Genomic DNA, 13,428 nt, shown 5'->3' on the forward strand with positions numbered 1-13,428 from the left:
GGCAGCCGCGCGATGGTCGTCTACCGCCTGCCGCTCAACGAGGTGGTGTTCGACTTCTACGACCGTCTGAAAAGCGCCACCAAGGGCTATGCGAGCTTCGACTACCAGCTCGACGGCTATGAGGAGGGCGATCTGGTCAAGATGCAGATCCTCGTCAACGCCGAGCCGGTGGACGCGCTGAGCATGATCGTCCACCGCGCCCGCGCCGACATGCGCGGCCGCGGCATGTGCGAGAAGCTGAAGGACCTGATCCCCCAGCACATGTTCCAGGTCCCGATCCAGGCGGCCATCGGCGGGCGGATCATCGCCCGCGAGACGATCCGGGCGCTGCGCAAGGACGTGACCGCGAAGTGCTATGGCGGCGACGTCAGCCGCAAGCGCAAGCTGCTCGACAAGCAGAAGGCCGGCAAGAAGAAGATGCGCCAGTTCGGCAAGGTCGAGATCCCGCAGGAGGCTTTCATCTCCGCGCTGAAGATGGATTCTTAGGTCGCTTGCCCCGCAGATTTGTGCAGATTAGCAAGCTGCTCTGCTAAGAATGCAGAAATCAACCCCTCCATTTCTTTCACAATATCGTCAGAAAATCCGCTCTCTTTATATCTCTCGTCAGCAGCTTCGATTGCATCATAATAGGGCTTTCTGTTCTCAAGTATCTGCTCTGGTATCGTTTTCACGCCGGGTAAAAATAGCTGTTCCTTTACACAAAGAACAACATACGATGCGGCCCGTGATGTTCTCCCATTTCCGTCGGTGAATGGGTGAATCCAATTCAGTCTCCACATGACAAACGCGGATAGGTGTATGGCAGACTTTGTCTGCCAATTATCATTAACATAATCGCACATTTCTTCCACCAATTCGGGAACTTGATGCGCACCTGGCGGAATGTGTTTCGACTTTGATATGCTGACTGAGCAAGGTCGAAAATTTCCAGCAAATTGATCGATTCCGCTGATCGCTACCCTGTTCAAGTCAAGCAATAAGGACGGCCTTAGCTTGAATGGGCGTGAGCCATCGACAGTTGAATATATGATACTTTGTACGCGCTCCGCTTGGCGGAGCGCGTTCGCCGCTTCTAATCGGGCTTTTTCGTCCGTGTCCTCTGCTACGAGGACCTTTTCGGGTGTGCTGTGCCTACGGTCGTCGACCATGCCAAGTCAGCCGTTTGCCCGTGCCCGCTTCCTGTCCTCAGCGTCCACCATTTCACGGGTAATGCGTTCATTTTCAAATGACGCATTTCCATAGGCGAAACTTCTGCGCTGTTCAGCTACATCATCATCGGTCACCTTGACTTTGCGCGCCTCTGCCAAAAGATATTCTAGGCGCTTCGTTTGCTCGTGGGTCATCGTCCGCCTCCTCAGGGTTATATTTTTGATCTTGATCTTAGTGCGTTGACGCATCGCTAACCACCAAAAACTTCGTGTCAGCTCACATCCACTATGCGCACCTTACACACTGTAAGCGCTTCGTCAGGCCTGATTCTCTCTGGATATCTCACTAGGAAACGGCTCACACGAACCTCGGATTGTGAAGCCAGCCTTGTCAGGTGGTGGCCCTAAACAGATGTCCTATATCAACACTTACCGCACCCGCGCCTGCGCCAGCACCCCGGTGATCGTCTCCTCCCCGAGGCTGCGGCACGCCTCCAGCCGGTGCAGCCCTTCCACCAGCACGAAGCGGTCGCCGTCCTCGCGCACGCGGATCGGCACGCGCAGGCCCTCCTCCAGGATGCTCTCGGCCAGCGCCGCCGCCTTCGCCGCGTCGAAGCCCTGCTTGCGCTTCACCGGCACGTAGATCGCCGCGATCGGGAATTCCTGCTTCTTCAGCACCGCCGCCTCCCTCAGCCGCCCGCGCGCCATTCGGCCCCGTCATACTGGCCCGCCATACTGCCCCCTCAGGCCCGCTCCGCAAAGAGGGCCCCCGCTCTTGCGGCGCCGCAGGGGGCGACGCATAACGCGCGGACGGCGCAGGCGGAGACGCGGGAGAACGGCATGGCGCAGGGCGACGCGACAGGGGACCCGACGCAGGCGGGCGAGGCGCTGCTGGTCGAGCTGACCGACGGGCTGATGCGGCTGACGCTCAACCGCCCCGACCGGCTCAACGCCATCGACCCCCCTCTGGCCGAAGCGCTGCTGCGCGCGCTCGAGCGCGCCGAGGACGACGACGCGGTGCGCGCGGTGCTGCTGCGCGGGGCGGGGCGGGTGTTCTGCGCGGGCTGGGATTTGCGCGAGCGCGACCCCGGCGGTCCGGAGGCGCCGAGCGATCTGGGCGCCTCGCTCGAAGCCTGGATGATCCCGCTCATCGAGGAGCTGCGCCACATCGAGAAGCCGGTGATCTGCGCCGTCCACGGCGCGGCGGCGGGGGCGGGGGCCAATCTGGCGCTCGCCTGCGACATCACGCTGGCGGCGCGCTCGGCGACCTTCTCACAGGCCTACATCGCGGTCGGGCTGATCCCCGACGCGGGCGGGACGTGGTTTCTCACCCATCTCGTCGGCGAGGCGCGGGCGCGGGCGCTGGCGATGACCGGCGCCGCGATCGACGGCGCGACCGCCGCCGAGTGGGGGATGATCTGGCGCGCCGTGGAGGACGACGCGCTGGAGGCCGAGGCCGAGGCTTTGGCGCGGCGGATGGCGCAGGGCCCGACCGTTGCGCTCGGCCTGACGAAAAAGGCGATCCGCGAGGCGGCGACGCATGGGCTGAGCGTGCAGATGGAGATCGAGCGCGGCCTGCAGCGCGAGGTCGGGCGGATGCCGGACTACGCCGAGGGCGTCGCCGCCTTTTTCGAGAAGCGCCCGCCGCGCTTCACGGGGCGCCGGCGCTGATCCGCCCTTTCCTCTCTGCCCGGCGCGCTATTTTGCAGAGGGTCGCTTCGGGAGGGTCGCCGATGTCCGCGCCGCGCATCGCCTTCATCTGTCTGCTGCTCGCCGCGGCGCCGGCCGCCGACGCGTCGCTCGGCGGGGCCGCGCGCTACGATCTGAGCATCGGCGGCATACCCATCGGCGAGGCGCAGCTGCGCGCGCGCGTCGAGGGCGCGCGCTACGAGATCGCGGCGACGGCGGATGTCGGCTTCCTGTTCTGGGGCGGGGAAGGGGAGGCGCGCGCCTTCGGGGCGGCGCTGGTCGCGCCCGTCCCCGATCTCGCGCCCGAGGCGTACCGACTGGCCTATCAGGGCGTCACGCGCCCCGGCGCGGTGGAGATCGATTTTCTGGACGGCCGCGCGGCGCGGCATCTGCGGACGCCGCCGATCCCGCCCGAATACGCCGCGAACCGCGTCGAGATCGCGCCCGCCCATCTGGAGGGCGTCCGCGATCCGCTCAGCGCCTTCGTGGCGCCGGCGCCCGCCGACATCGACCCCGACGCGCTGTGCCGGCGCGTGCTGCCGGTCTTCAACGGCTATGTGCGCTTCGACATCGTATTGGAGGGGGCGCTCGACGCCGCCCCCGCAGCCGACGGCGCCGTCGCCTGCGCGGCCCGCTACGCGCCGGTTTCGGGCCATCGCGCGGACAGCGAGGGCGTCGCGCGGCTCAGGCGGCCCGGGGCGCTGTCGGTCAGCCTGTCGCCGCTCGCGCCCGGGCTGTGGGGCCCGCACGCCATCGCCGTGGAGACGCGCTTCGGCCCGTTCCGGCTGGAGCGGCGCTGACCCGCGCAAACGCCTGAGGCTGAAGCGCTCCGCCCGGACGCCGCGACGCCGGCGAAGCGGCGGGGCGTCGCTTGAGCCGACGCGCGCGATGGCGCAGAAGAGTCGGCGCAGGCGAGGCGGGGAGAGCGCGATGCGGGCGATGCGGGTGCACGGAAAGGGCGAGCGGCTGCGGCTCGACGAGGTCGCGGCGCCGGCGCCCGGACCGGGTCAGGCGCTGCTGCGGGTGCGCGCCTGCGGGCTGAACTTCGCCGACACGCTGATGGTTTCGGGCTCCTATCAGGAGACGCCGCAGCTTCCCTTCGCCCCCGGCATCGAAGTCTGCGCGACGGTCGAGGCGCTGGGGCCGGGGGCCGGGGGCGTCGAGATCGGCGCGCGGGTCGCCGCGATCACCGGCTGGGGCGGTTTCGCCGAGATGGCGCTCGCCCCGGCGGCGGCCTGCGCGCCGATCCCCGAGGCGATGCCGGACGAGGTGGCGGCGGGGCTTCAGGTGGCCTACGGCACGAGCCATGTCGCGCTCGGCCATCGCGCGCGGCTGGCGCCGGGCGAGCGGCTGCTGGTGCTCGGCGCGGCGGGGGGCGTGGGGCTGACCGCCGTCGAGATCGGCAAGCTGATGGGCGCGGAGGTGATCGCGGTGGCGCGCGGAGCGGAGAAGCTGGCGCTCGCGCGCGAGAAGGGCGCCGACCATCTGCTCGACGTGCAACCCGAGCAGTTGCGCGACGCGGTGAAGGCGCTGGGCGGCGCGGACGTCGTCTATGATCCGGTCGGGGGCGCCTTCTGGCGCGAGGCGTTCCGCGCGGCGAATTTCGGGGGTCGGCTGATCCCCATCGGCTTCGCCAGCGGGGAGGTCCCGCAGATCCCCGCCAACATCCTCATGGTGAAGAATCTCGATGTGATCGGGCTCTACTGGGGCGCCTATCTGCGGCACGCGCCGCATGTGCTCGCCGACAGCCTGCGCCAGTTGCTCGCATGGTGGGAGGAAGGCCGCATCGCGCCCCATGTCAGCCATGTCCTGCCGCTGGAGCGCGCCGAGGAAGGGCTCGACTTGCTGCGCTCCCGTCAGGCGACCGGAAAAGTCGTGCTGACGATGTGAGGCGGCTTCAGCGCAGCGCGTAGGTCGCGAGTTCGGCGTAGCTCGGCCCCGCGCGGCCCAGATGGGAGCGGTAGAGGTGGAACGCCTCCACCGCGACCGGGCCGGCCAGAAACGCCGCGCGCGCGGCCAGCGCCTTGGCGGCCTCCGCGCTGGACACCGTCCCCGGCGCGATGCGCGAAAGGGTGACATGCGGCGTGTAGCGCTCGGCGGGGATGTCGAGGCCGGCGCCGCGCGCGGCTTGCAGGACTTTCGCGCGCAGATGGTCGAGCGCGGGCTCGGGGCGGACTGCCGCGTAGATCAGCTTCGGCTTGGCGCCGCCGAACGCGCCGGCGCCGTCGAGCGTGACCCAAAAGCGCGGCGCGTCGATCGCCGAGAGAGCGGCGTGCAGGTCGACCGCGACCGGCTCCGCGATCTCGCCGAAGAAGGCGAGCGTGAGGTGCAGGTTCTCCGGCGCGACGCGCCGCCCCGGCAGGCCGCGTTGCAAGAATTCGAGGCGCTCCCGCAGATCGGGGGGCGGGGCGATGGCGGCGAACAGGCGCAGCATCGGCTCAGTCGGCGCGGGCGCGCCCGGCGAGTTCCAGAACGAGCGGGCCGATCCGCTCCACGATCTTGGCCACGCCATCCGCGTTGGGGTGAAGCCCATCCGACTGCCAGAGCGCGCGGTCGGAGGCGACGCCATCGAGGAAGAACGGGTCGAGAAGCGCCCCGTGCCTCTCCGCAAGCTCGGGATACATCGCGTCGAAGGCCGCCTTGAACTCCGCCCCGTAATTGAGCGGCGCGCGCATGCCCGACAGCAGCACAGGCAGGCCGCGCGCATCCGCCTCGGTCAGGATCGCGTCGAGATTGGCGCGCGAGGCGGCGGGGTCGATGCCGCGCAGCAGGTCGTTGCCGCCGAGCGCCACGATCAGCGCGTCGGCGCCCTCCGCGAGCGACCAGTCGAGCCGCGCGAGCCCGCCCGCCGTCGTATCGCCGGAGACGCCGGCGTTGACCATCGTCACATCCGGCGCGCCGTTCTCGCGCAGCCATGCTTCGAGCTGAGGGACGAAGCCCTCCTCGGGCGGCAGGCCGTAGCCATGGGTGAGGCTGTCGCCGAGCGCCACGATGCGCAGCGGCTCGGCGGCGGCTGCGGGGAGCGCCAGCAGCAGAAGGGCCGCGACGAGGTTGCGCGCAGCCCCTCGCGCCCCATATCGCAGCGCAGCGCACCCCATCCGGACGAGGCCCATGACCGCCCCCGCACATGACCCGATCATCGAGCTGCGCGACGTGCGGCTGACGCTGCCGAGCCGCGCCGGCGCTGTCGAGATCCTCCGCGGCGCGGGTCTGACGGCGCGCGCGGGCGAGACAGTGGGGGTTGTGGGTCCGAGCGGGTCCGGCAAGTCGTCGCTCCTGATGATCATGGGCGGGCTCGAGCGGGCGACGGGCGGCGTGGTCCGGGCGCTCGGCCGCGATCTGACGGCGATGGGCGAGGATGCGCTGGCGCGCTTCCGCCGCGATCATATGGGGGTGGTGTTCCAGTCCTTCCACCTCATCCCGACGATGACGGCGCTCGAAAACGTCGCCGCGCCGCTGGAGCTGGCGGGCGCACGCGACGCCATGGAGCGCGCGGAGGCGGAACTCGCAGCGGTGGGCCTCGCGTCGCGGGCCGACCATTACCCCGCGCAGCTTTCGGGCGGCGAGCAGCAGCGCGTGGCGCTGGCCCGCGCGGTCGCGCCGCGCCCCGCCATCCTGCTCGCCGACGAGCCCACCGGCAATCTCGACGAGAGCACCGGGGCGGGCATCGCCGATTTGCTGTTCGATCTGCGCGACCGCCACGGCGCGACGCTGATCATGGTCACCCACGCGCCGGAGCTGGCGGCGCGCTGCGACCGAGTGGTGCGGATGCGCGACGGCCGCACCGAAGGCGAGGACGACCATGCCGAGGAGCGCGCCGCCGCAGCCGCCGAGGCCGAAGCCGCAGCACACGCCGCCGCAAGGGCCGCGGAATGAGCCTGCGCGCAGGGCTCGTCGCGCGCTTCGCGGCGCGCGAATTGCGGGGCGGGCTCAAGGGCTTCCGCACCTTTCTCGCCTGTCTGGCGCTGGGCGTCGCGGCAGTGGCCGCGGTGGGCTCGGTCCGCATGGCGATCTCCGAAGGGCTCGCGCGCGAGGGCCGGGCAATCCTCGGCGGCGACGCCGAACTCGAATTCGTCTATCGCGGCCCGACCGAGGAAGAACGCGCCTGGATCGAGGCGACGGCGTTAAGCTACTCCGAAACCGTCGATTTCCGCTCGATGGCCGTGGTCGAGCGCGGCGCGGCGGTCGAGCGCGGCCTCACCCAGCTGCGCGGGGTGGACGCCGCCTATCCGCTCGTCGGCGCCGTCGAGCTCGACCCGCCCCTGCCGCTCGCGGAGGCTCTGGGCGCGCGCGACGGCGTGTTCGGCGTGGTCATGGAGCCCGTGCTGATGGAGCGGCTCGGCGTGAGCCCCGGCGACGCGATCCGCCTTGGCGACCGGCGCTTCGAGCTGCGCGCGGCCCTGATCTCGGCGCCCGATCAGGCCGCCGGCGGCTTCGGCCTCGGCCCGCGCACGCTCGCGCTGCGCGAGGGGCTCGACGGCTCGGGCCTGCTCGCGCCCGGCTCGCTCTACGAGACCGAATTGCGCATGACGCTCCCCGAGACCGCCGATCTGGCGGGCTTGCGCGCCGATCTGGCCGAGACTTTCCCCGAAGCCGGCATCCGCTGGCGCGACCGCACCGAGCCTGCGCCGGGGGTCGAGCGCTTCGTGCAGCGCATCGGCTCCTTCCTCGTGCTGGTGGGGCTCGCCTCGCTGGCGGTGGGCGGGGTGGGGGTCGCGGCGGCGGTCGGCTCCTATCTCGACGAAAAGACCTCCACCATCGCGACGCTCAAGACGTTGGGCGCGTCGGGCTCGGAGATCTTCGCCATATATCTCGCGCAGATCGGGGCGCTGGCGGCGCTCGGCATTGCGGCCGGGCTGGCGCTGGGCGGCTTCGGGCCGGCGCTGATCGGGCCGCTCTTCGCCGATCTGATGCCGCTGCCCGCGCTTTTCGGCGTCTACGCCCGCCCGATGGCCGAGGCCGCGCTCTATGGCGGGCTGACGGCGCTCGTCTTCGCGCTCTGGCCGCTCGCGCGGGCGCGCGAGGTGCGCGCGGCGGCGCTGTTTCGCGACGTGGCGGCCCCGGCGCGGGCATGGCCGGGGCGGCGCGACCTCGCCGTGATCGCAGGGCTCGCCCTCGCGCTCGTCGGCGCGGCTGTGGCCTTCTCCGGCGCGCCCCTGTTCGCCGCCTGGTTCGTCGGCGGGCTCGCCGCGGCGCTCGCGGCGCTGCTCGGCGCGGCTGCGTTGGTGCGCTGGGGCGCGGGGAAACTCGCGCGGGGGCGGCTCGCGCGCGGGCGCCCGGCGCTGCGGCTCGCGCTCGCCTCGGTGGGCGGGCCGGGGGGCGAGACGGCGGGGGCGGTTCTGTCGCTCGGGCTCGGACTGACGGTGCTCGCGGCCATCGGTCAGGTCGATGTCAACCTGCGCAGCCTGATCGAGCGCGAACTGCCCGAGCGCGCGCCCGCCTTCTTCTTCGTGGACATCCAGAACGCCCAGCTCGACCCGTTCCTCGGGATCGCAGGCGGGATCGAGGGTTTCCAGTCCGTCGCCACCGCGCCGATGCTGCGCGGCGTGGTGACGAAACTCGACGGCGTTCCGGCGGCGGAGGCGAAGATCGACCCCGACGCCGCCTGGGTGCTGCGCGGCGACCGCGGCGTGTCCTATTCCGCCCGCCAGCCCGACGCGGCGGTGGTCACCGAAGGCGCATGGTGGCCGGAGGACTATTCCGGCCCGCCGCTCGTCTCCTTCTCCGACGGCCATGCGCGCCAGCTCGGCCTCGGGATCGGCGACAGCGTCACCGTCAGCGTGCTCGGGCGCGAGATCACCGCCGAGATCGCCAATCTGCGCGTCGTGGAGTTCCGCGACATGGGGATCAACTTCCTGATGATCTTCGACCCCGGCGCCTTCGCCGGCGCCCCGCACACCCACATCGCCACCGTCTATGCGGCGCCGGAAGCCGAAGGCGCGCTGTTGCGCGACGTCTCCAACGCCTTCTCCAACGTGACCGCCGTGCGCGTGCGCGACGCGGTGGACCGCGTGTCCTCCGCGCTCGGGCAATTGGCGGCGGCGGCGCGATGGGGGGCGGCGGTGACGCTCGCGACCGGGCTCGTCGTGCTGATCGGGGCTGCGGCGGCGGGAGAGCGCAAGCGCGTCTACGAAGCGGCGGTTCTCAAGACGCTGGGGGCGGCGCGGGCGCGCATCCTGTCCTCCTTCGCGCTTCGGGCGGGGATAACGGGGGCCGCGGCGGGGCTCGTGGCCATCGTCTTCGGTGGGCTCGCGGCCTGGGGGGTGATCACCCAGGTCATGGAGGCGGAGTTCGTCTTCGCGGCGGGGTCTGCGGCGGCGGTCGTGCTGGGCGGGGCCGCGGCGAGCCTTCTGGCGGGCCTCGCCTTCGCCTGGCGACCGCTTTCGGCGCGGCCTGCGCGGGTGTTGCGGGCGCGGGAGTGAAAGAGGCGGCGGCGCCAGCGTGATTCGATGTCGATTCGGATGGCGCGGCGCGACGCTTTGCGCCGAATCCGGTTGAAACGCGCTTCGGGCTACACGATATCTCGCCAGTGAGTTACAACGTCCTCGGGGAATGCGGGGACGTCCGGGATCAACTGCAAGGCAGAGAGGGCAATGGCTCAGTACGAACAGGCGGTCAACCGCACCGGCGTAGGCGTCCAGCAGATCGATGCTGGCCTCCGCGCCCACATGAACGCGATTTACGGCCTGATGGGCGTGGCGATGCTCGTCACCGGCTTCGTCGCGTATATCTTCGGGCAGGATCTGCTCGCGGCGATGGAGACGGGCGCGACCCGGATCATCCCGATGGGCGTCCTCGCCACGCTCTACAGCTCGCCCATGGTCTATGTGATCATGTTCGCACCGCTGCTCGTGGTGTTCGGCTTCGCGGCGATGGTCCACCGGATGAGCCACGCGACGGCGCAACTGGTGTTCTGGGGCTTCGCGGCGCTGATGGGCCTGTCGATCGCCACGATCTTCGTGCGCTTCACGGGCATCTCGATCGCGCAGACCTTCTTCGTGACCGCCATCGCCTTCCTCGGGCTGAGCCTCTACGGCTACACCACGAAGAAGGACCTCAGCGGCATGGGGACCTTCCTGATCATGGGCGTGATCGGCCTCGTGGTCGCGTCGATCGTCAACATCTTCCTGCAGTCGGAAGCGCTGATGTTCGCGGTGTCGGTGATCGGCGTTCTCGTGTTCGCCGGCCTGACCGCCTACGACACTCAGCGGCTCAAGAGCGAATACGTGATGATCACGCAGATGGGCGGCGGCCAGCGCGAGCTGAACGCCTCGGCGGTGTCGGGCGCGCTCAGCCTCTATCTGAACTTTCTCAACCTGTTCATGTTCCTGCTCCAGTTCATGGGCCAGTCGCGCGAGTGACGGCCTGACCTTCAGGAACGGACTTCGGAGGGCCGGCGGCGACGCCGGCCCTTTTTCTTTTGCGCCGTCGCTTCCGCGCGCTCCGGCGTTTGATCCCCAGCGCCCGCGCGCCTAGGTTCCCGGCGCGCGCCGCTTCGCGCCGGAGGTTCCGCCACATGCGCCTTGCGCCCATCCTCGTTCTCGCCGCCGCGCTGGCGCTCGGCGCGCTCGCCCTCCTTCGTCTGAACGCTGGCGCCGAGGGGCTGAGCGTGGCGCGCGTCGCCGTCGAGGGGACGCCGGCGACGCTGCACTGGCGCGATGGCGCGCCGCCCGGCCCCGCGGTGCTGATCGCGCACGGCTTCTCCGGGTCGGCGCGGCTGATGGAGGCCTTCGCGCTCGATCTGGCGCAGGCGGGCTATCTGGCGGTCAGCTACGACGCGCTCGGCCATGGCCGCAATCCGGCGCCTCTGTCGGGCGACGTCGCGCGGGAGGACGGGGCGACCGAGCGGCTGCTCGCCGAGATGGCGACGGTGGCGCAGTGGGCGCGCGCCCAGCCGCAGTCGGACGGGCGGATCGCCGTTCTCGGCCATTCGATGGCCGCCGACATCGTCGTGCGCCACGCCCAGCGCCATCCCGAAACGCAGGCGGTCGTCGCGGTCTCGATGTTCTCGCCCGTGGTGACGGCGGACAGCCCCCGCAACCTGCTGGTCGTGGTCGGCGCGCTGGAAGGCGGATTGACCGACGAGGCGGTGCGGGTGCTGCGGCTCACGGCTGGGCCAGAGGCGGGCGAGGGCGAGACCTTCGGGGATTTCGACTCGCCGGGGTTTGGGGCGCGGCGGGTCGTCTTCGCCGATGGCGTCGAGCATGTCGGCGTGCTGTTCGCGACCGAGAGCCTGCGCGAGGCGCGGGGTTGGCTCGACGCGGCGTTCGGGCGGACTTCCGACGCCGCTCCGCCGCGGGCCCGGGGGCCGTGGATCGTCGCGCTGATCGCCGCCGCCGTCGCCGCCGCCTGGCCGCTGTCGCGCCTGCTGCCGCGCCTCGCCGAGCCGTCTCGCGCCTTCGGCTGGCGCGACGTGGCGCTGATCGGCGGTCTGCCGGCTGTCGCGACGCCGCTGATCCTGTGGCCGACCGACATCCGCTTTCTGCCGATCGCGGTCGGCGACTATCTGGCGCTGCATTTCGCGCTGTTCGGCGCGCTGATGTGGCTGGGATTGGCGCTGCGCCGAGGGCTTCCGAAGGGCGGCGTCTCGACGGGTCGGCTCGCGCTCGCCGCGCTGGCGGCGGCGCTCTTCGCGCTGGTCGTCGTGGGCGGCGTGATCGACCAGTTCGTCACCAGCTTCGCGCCCACGCCCGAGCGGCTTCCGCTGTTCGCCGCGCTGCTGCCCGGAACGCTGCTCTATTTCCTCGCGGACGAGCGGCTGACGCGGTCCGGCCCGCCCGGCGCCTATGCTGCGACGAAGCTTCTGTTCCTCATGTCGCTCGCGCTCGCCGTGGCGCTGAACCTGCCGCGCCTCTTTTTCCTGATCATCCTCGCGCCGCCTTTGGTCGCGTTCTTCGCGGTGTTCGGTCTGTTCAGCTACTGGGCGCACCGGCGGACCGGGCATTGGGCGGTGGGGGGGCTCGCCAACGCCGCCATCTTCGCGCTCGCCATCGCCGTCACCTTCCCGATGGTCGCGGGCTGAGGGCGTCAGAGATCCGGCAGGCTCGGCGCCAGCGCGCCGCCGAGGCGCAGCGGGGCGACGCTGCGGGCGCGCCCGGTCGCGTCGTCGGTCTCCACGAAGACGCCCGACAGCGTCGCGGGGCCGGAGGCGGGCTCGAAACGGTCGCCCGTCATGCCGGTGACGAAGCGGCGCAGCGGCTCCTTGCGGTCCATCCCGATGACGCTGAGATAGTCGCCGCACATGCCGGCGTCGGTCTGATAGGCGGTGCCTTTCGGCAGGATCATCGCGTCGGAAGTGGGCACATGGGTGTGGGCGCCGACGACGAGGCTCGCCCGCCCGTCGAGCCACCAGCCGGTCGCCATCTTCTCCGACGTCGCCTCGGCGTGGATTTCGACGATGGCGGCGTCGACGCCGGCGCCCAGCGGCGCGGCCTTGAGCGCCGCATCCAGCGCGGAGAACGGGTCGTCATAGGGCTTGCTCATGAACACCCGACCGAGCGCCACCGCGACGGCCACCTTGCGCCCGCGCGGGGCTGGGAAGATGCGGAACCCCGCGCCGGGGGCGGCGCGCGCGATGTTGAGCGGGCGCAGGATGCGCGGCTCGCGGTCGAGCGCCTGCAGCATGTCCTTCTGGTCGAAGGCGTGGTCGCCGAGGGTGACCGCGTCGGCGCCGGCGGCGAGGATGTCCTCGGCGATCTTGCCTGTGCAGCCGAAGCCGCCGGCGGCGTTCTCGGCGTTCACGGCGACGAAATCGAGCCGCAGTCGCGCGCGCAGGCCCGGAAGCTCCGCCACCACCGCGTCGCGCCCCGACCGCCCGACCACGTCGCCGAGATAGAGCAGCCGCATCAGCCGGCCTTTCCGAACAGGATGGGGCCGGTCTCGGTGACGACGGCGTCGAGCGGCGCGTCATGCGGGTCGGCGGGGAGGCTCGCCACTTCCTGCGCGGCGAAGGCGAAGCCGATTGCCCGGACCGGGCCCTGCGCGCGCAGCGCCGCCAGCGTGCGGTCGTAATAGCCGCCGCCATAGCCGAGCCGCGTCCCCCGCCGGTCGAAGGCGAGCAGCGGGACGATCAGCGCGCGCGGCGTAGTCTCGGCGCCGTCGGTCGGCGCGGCGCAGCCGAAGCCGTCGCGGACCAGCGCGCCGCCCGGCCGCCAGATCCGGAAGACCAGCGCCGCGCCGCGCGCGACCACGACCGGGACGCAGACCGCGACGCCGTCCTCGTGGAGCGCTGTCATGGCCGGCGCCGGATCGATCTCGGAGCGGATGGCCAGATACCCCGCGACCGGCCCCCCCGGCGCGCCGATCAGATCGCGCAGATGCGCGCAGGCCGCGCGCGCGGCGTCCGGGCCGATGCGCGCCTGCGCTTCGGCGCGCCGGGCGAGGGCTTCGGCGCGCAGCGCGGGCTTGCGGTCGGCGGCGGTCGGCGCGGGATCGACATGTCGGCGGTCGGTCATGCGTCGGGTCCGGCGATGCGGGAGGGCGGCGGGTCCATCGCGACCGTGGAGGCGCAGATCCTCGCGAGCCTGGTTGACCAGGTGGGCGCCAGGTGCTTCAGGCCACGACCCGAGGCAGAGCCGGCTCCCGCGAGAAG

14 protein-coding genes and 1 pseudogene are annotated in these 13,428 nt (G+C 71.0%); 8 read left to right on the forward strand and 7 right to left on the reverse strand.

The window, feature by feature from the left end:
• A pseudogene (locus V7Q31_RS07455) lies at positions 1 to 486 on the forward strand (elongation factor 4); the annotation flags it as partial.
• On the opposite strand, the gene V7Q31_RS07460 reads toward V7Q31_RS07455, so the two are convergent.
• From V7Q31_RS07460 to V7Q31_RS07470, 3 genes are all read right to left on the reverse strand, one after another.
• Positions 483 to 1,148: a Fic family protein gene (locus tag V7Q31_RS07460; RefSeq protein ID WP_333833065.1), complete on the reverse strand. Its 666-nt coding sequence runs from the start codon at positions 1,146 to 1,148 to the stop codon at positions 483 to 485. The pseudogene V7Q31_RS07455 and the gene V7Q31_RS07460 sit on opposite strands and share 4 nt — an antisense overlap.
• 6 nt (positions 1,149 to 1,154) lie before the next feature.
• A complete protein-coding gene (locus tag V7Q31_RS07465; RefSeq protein ID WP_333833066.1) occupies positions 1,155 to 1,343 on the reverse strand; it encodes a hypothetical protein in 189 nt (62 codons plus the stop codon).
• 234 nt (positions 1,344 to 1,577) lie between these two features.
• Positions 1,578 to 1,826: a ParB N-terminal domain-containing protein gene (locus V7Q31_RS07470; protein WP_333833067.1), complete on the reverse strand. Its 249-nt coding sequence runs from the start codon at positions 1,824 to 1,826 to the stop codon at positions 1,578 to 1,580.
• A gap of 162 nt (positions 1,827 to 1,988) precedes the next feature.
• On the opposite strand from V7Q31_RS07470, the gene V7Q31_RS07475 reads away from it, so the two are divergent.
• The 3 genes from V7Q31_RS07475 (at position 1,989) to V7Q31_RS07485 (ending at position 4,727) form a co-directional block, all read left to right on the forward strand.
• Positions 1,989 to 2,819 (forward strand): enoyl-CoA hydratase-related protein, encoded by an 831-nt coding sequence (locus tag V7Q31_RS07475; RefSeq protein WP_333833068.1) that lies wholly within the window; start codon positions 1,989 to 1,991, stop codon positions 2,817 to 2,819.
• A 62-nt stretch (positions 2,820 to 2,881) separates the two neighbouring features.
• On the forward strand, positions 2,882 to 3,637 hold the full coding sequence (locus V7Q31_RS07480; protein ID WP_333833069.1) for a DUF3108 domain-containing protein: 756 nt from the start codon (positions 2,882 to 2,884) through the stop codon (positions 3,635 to 3,637).
• 130 nt (positions 3,638 to 3,767) lie between these two features.
• Entirely contained in the window at positions 3,768 to 4,727 is a 960-nt protein-coding gene (locus V7Q31_RS07485; RefSeq protein ID WP_333833070.1) for an NADPH:quinone oxidoreductase family protein, read from the forward strand.
• Positions 4,728 to 4,734: 7 nt separating this feature from the next.
• On the opposite strand, the gene thpR is transcribed toward V7Q31_RS07485, so the two are convergent.
• Together thpR and V7Q31_RS07495 are read right to left on the reverse strand one after the other, a co-directional pair.
• Positions 4,735 to 5,271, reverse strand: coding sequence for an RNA 2',3'-cyclic phosphodiesterase (thpR, locus tag V7Q31_RS07490; protein ID WP_333833071.1), 537 nt, complete (start codon positions 5,269 to 5,271; stop codon positions 4,735 to 4,737).
• Positions 5,272 to 5,275: 4 nt separating this feature from the next.
• A complete protein-coding gene (locus tag V7Q31_RS07495) occupies positions 5,276 to 5,950 on the reverse strand; it encodes an arylesterase (protein ID WP_333833072.1) in 675 nt (224 codons plus the stop codon).
• On the opposite strand from V7Q31_RS07495, the gene V7Q31_RS07500 reads away from it, so the two are divergent.
• The 4 genes from V7Q31_RS07500 to V7Q31_RS07515 all read left to right on the forward strand — a co-directional run bounded on the left by V7Q31_RS07500 (position 5,949) and on the right by V7Q31_RS07515 (position 11,859).
• Positions 5,949 to 6,713: an ABC transporter ATP-binding protein gene (locus V7Q31_RS07500; protein WP_333833073.1), complete on the forward strand. Its 765-nt coding sequence runs from the start codon at positions 5,949 to 5,951 to the stop codon at positions 6,711 to 6,713. The genes V7Q31_RS07495 and V7Q31_RS07500 overlap by 2 nt on opposite strands.
• The gene (locus V7Q31_RS07505) at positions 6,710 to 9,259 is read left to right on the forward strand and encodes an ABC transporter permease (protein ID WP_333833074.1); all 2,550 of its coding nucleotides are present in this window, start codon (positions 6,710 to 6,712) and stop codon (positions 9,257 to 9,259) included. The genes V7Q31_RS07500 and V7Q31_RS07505 overlap by 4 nt, the downstream gene beginning before the upstream one ends.
• 171 nt (positions 9,260 to 9,430) lie before the next feature.
• Positions 9,431 to 10,198 carry a Bax inhibitor-1/YccA family protein gene (locus V7Q31_RS07510; RefSeq protein WP_333833075.1) on the forward strand — a complete coding sequence of 256 codons (768 nt, stop codon included), beginning with the start codon at positions 9,431 to 9,433 and terminating at the stop codon, positions 10,196 to 10,198.
• A gap of 155 nt (positions 10,199 to 10,353) precedes the next feature.
• Complete coding sequence (locus V7Q31_RS07515) at positions 10,354 to 11,859, forward strand: alpha/beta hydrolase (protein WP_333833076.1); 1,506 nt, start codon at positions 10,354 to 10,356, stop codon at positions 11,857 to 11,859.
• Between the two features lie 5 nt (positions 11,860 to 11,864).
• Here V7Q31_RS07515 and V7Q31_RS07520 read toward each other — a convergent pair whose 3' ends face one another.
• Together V7Q31_RS07520 and V7Q31_RS07525 are read right to left on the reverse strand one after the other, a co-directional pair.
• Positions 11,865 to 12,683, reverse strand: coding sequence for a TIGR00282 family metallophosphoesterase (locus V7Q31_RS07520; protein WP_333833077.1), 819 nt, complete (start codon positions 12,681 to 12,683; stop codon positions 11,865 to 11,867).
• Positions 12,683 to 13,291, reverse strand: coding sequence for a 5-formyltetrahydrofolate cyclo-ligase (locus tag V7Q31_RS07525; RefSeq protein WP_333833078.1), 609 nt, complete (start codon positions 13,289 to 13,291; stop codon positions 12,683 to 12,685). The genes V7Q31_RS07520 and V7Q31_RS07525 overlap by 1 nt, the downstream gene beginning before the upstream one ends.
• Positions 13,292 to 13,428: the final 137 nt, after the last annotated feature.

This window comes from Rubrimonas sp. (genome assembly GCF_036788415.1).
GTDB lineage: Bacteria > Pseudomonadota > Alphaproteobacteria > Rhodobacterales > Rhodobacteraceae > Rubrimonas.

Coding starts and splice junctions, on each gene's coding strand:
- V7Q31_RS07515 (WP_333833076.1), top strand. CDS start 10,354: ATGCGCCTTGCGCCCATCCTCGTTCTCGCCGCCGCGCTGGCGCTCGGC.
- V7Q31_RS07485 (WP_333833070.1), top strand. CDS start 3,768: ATGCGGGCGATGCGGGTGCACGGAAAGGGCGAGCGGCTGCGGCTCGAC.
- thpR (WP_333833071.1), bottom strand. CDS start 5,271: ATGCTGCGCCTGTTCGCCGCCATCGCCCCGCCCCCCGATCTGCGGGAG.
- V7Q31_RS07460 (WP_333833065.1), bottom strand. CDS start 1,148: ATGGTCGACGACCGTAGGCACAGCACACCCGAAAAGGTCCTCGTAGCA.
- V7Q31_RS07505 (WP_333833074.1), top strand. CDS start 6,710: ATGAGCCTGCGCGCAGGGCTCGTCGCGCGCTTCGCGGCGCGCGAATTG.
- V7Q31_RS07500 (WP_333833073.1), top strand. CDS start 5,949: ATGACCGCCCCCGCACATGACCCGATCATCGAGCTGCGCGACGTGCGG.
- V7Q31_RS07520 (WP_333833077.1), bottom strand. CDS start 12,683: ATGCGGCTGCTCTATCTCGGCGACGTGGTCGGGCGGTCGGGGCGCGAC.
- V7Q31_RS07495 (WP_333833072.1), bottom strand. CDS start 5,950: ATGGGCCTCGTCCGGATGGGGTGCGCTGCGCTGCGATATGGGGCGCGA.
- V7Q31_RS07480 (WP_333833069.1), top strand. CDS start 2,882: ATGTCCGCGCCGCGCATCGCCTTCATCTGTCTGCTGCTCGCCGCGGCG.
- V7Q31_RS07475 (WP_333833068.1), top strand. CDS start 1,989: ATGGCGCAGGGCGACGCGACAGGGGACCCGACGCAGGCGGGCGAGGCG.
- V7Q31_RS07510 (WP_333833075.1), top strand. CDS start 9,431: ATGGCTCAGTACGAACAGGCGGTCAACCGCACCGGCGTAGGCGTCCAG.
- V7Q31_RS07465 (WP_333833066.1), bottom strand. CDS start 1,343: ATGACCCACGAGCAAACGAAGCGCCTAGAATATCTTTTGGCAGAGGCG.
- V7Q31_RS07525 (WP_333833078.1), bottom strand. CDS start 13,291: ATGACCGACCGCCGACATGTCGATCCCGCGCCGACCGCCGCCGACCGC.